1 protein-coding gene and 1 pseudogene are annotated in these 1,276 nt (G+C 31.6%); one reads left to right on the top strand and one right to left on the bottom strand.

Annotated elements, in window-relative coordinates:
• Window positions 1-352, bottom strand: a pseudogene (locus tag F564_RS0117760) (IS982 family transposase); the annotation flags it as partial.
• Window positions 353-398: 46 nt separating this feature from the next.
• Between F564_RS0117760 and F564_RS0117755 the strand changes: the two are divergent.
• Window positions 399-1,202, top strand: coding sequence for a hypothetical protein (locus F564_RS0117755; protein WP_028123749.1), 804 nt, complete (start codon window positions 399-401; stop codon window positions 1,200-1,202).
• The last annotated feature ends 74 nt before the right edge of the window (window positions 1,203-1,276 follow it).

Genomic DNA, 1,276 nt, shown 5'->3' with positions numbered 1-1,276 from the left:
CTCTTGCATTTTTACAAATTTCCAAAGGCATAGAGTCAACAATAAAAATGTTTTCAATCTCATTAAACCGAAAAACCATAAGCTTTCGAATCCTTTCCAAATGCGGAAATAGCTTCCTTTTTCTACGATTGTAAACGCTTCTTTCGATCATTCCGTTTAATTTTGAATTTGACAGATGTCTAAATAGTTGATATTCTGAGTCTATAGATAAATATTCTGCAGAAATATTAAGAGCAATAATCTCTAAATCAGATAGTTTTGGTTTTATGGGCTTGAAATAAAAGTTCTCATCTGAGATCAATTTCTTTAATTCATTTAAAATAAAATTGTAAATTGCATCTAGGTTATTCATTATGTATTTGATTGGTAGTCAATACAATATACGAATTTTTCGTATTATGAATAACCTTTTTTATAATGCACTACGGGTTAATTATTATAATGCAAGAATATTACCAAATGACCCAGATTCTGGTGGGTATGGTGGAGGACCTGGTCCAAGCAATCCTCCCGTTACTGATCCAAATGTTCAGATGTCAAATTTTATAAATAGTTTGCAAAATTGCGCTCCAACAAATGGTTTGTTCGATGGCGTTTTTAATCTTTTTGGAAACAGTGATATCTGTAAGGATCAGTATGAGAGCAGGTACAGAGTAAAAACTAAAGCTTACAACTATGATTATCTTTTAGTTTATAATCTTGGTGTTAAGGTTAAGCATCAGTACAAAGGATGGACAGGAATATGGAGACAAGAAAATGCAGATGCAATAAGAATTGGAGTGATAGGAAGTTCATTTTTGTATGACTATAGCAATATAATGAATGTCGGTCCACCATCAGGAAGATCAACAACAATTTATAGTAATAATTCAAAGGCAGTCTTCAATGCTGGAACTTTTTGGACACAGAGTGCTTATTATCCAGGAATTTATAATATGACCGGATATAGTATTCAAGGTTATCCAAAATTATTTAAAGATGATTATTATATAGAAGATATTTTGAATCGTTTCGATTTAACTTCTCCTAATCCATTATTAGATGAAGGATTATACGCCGCTTTAAAAGCAGGCAATGCAAATCTTTCAGCTGCTGCGTTAAATAAATTACTTTGGACTAGCGTCATAAAGAAACTTGGAGCTTTTGAAGAATCAATCAATAAACCAAAACCGGATAATAACATTACCCGTAGTGCATTATAAAAAAGGTTGCCTAAGTTACTAAAAATTAGTATATTGCATTGACTATCAATCAAATACAATTATGAGCAACCTTG

Origin of the sequence: Epilithonimonas tenax DSM 16811 (assembly GCF_000428485.1) — a bacterium.
GTDB lineage: Bacteria > Bacteroidota > Bacteroidia > Flavobacteriales > Weeksellaceae > Epilithonimonas > Epilithonimonas tenax.
This window is presented reverse-complemented; position numbering and strand designations above follow the sequence as displayed.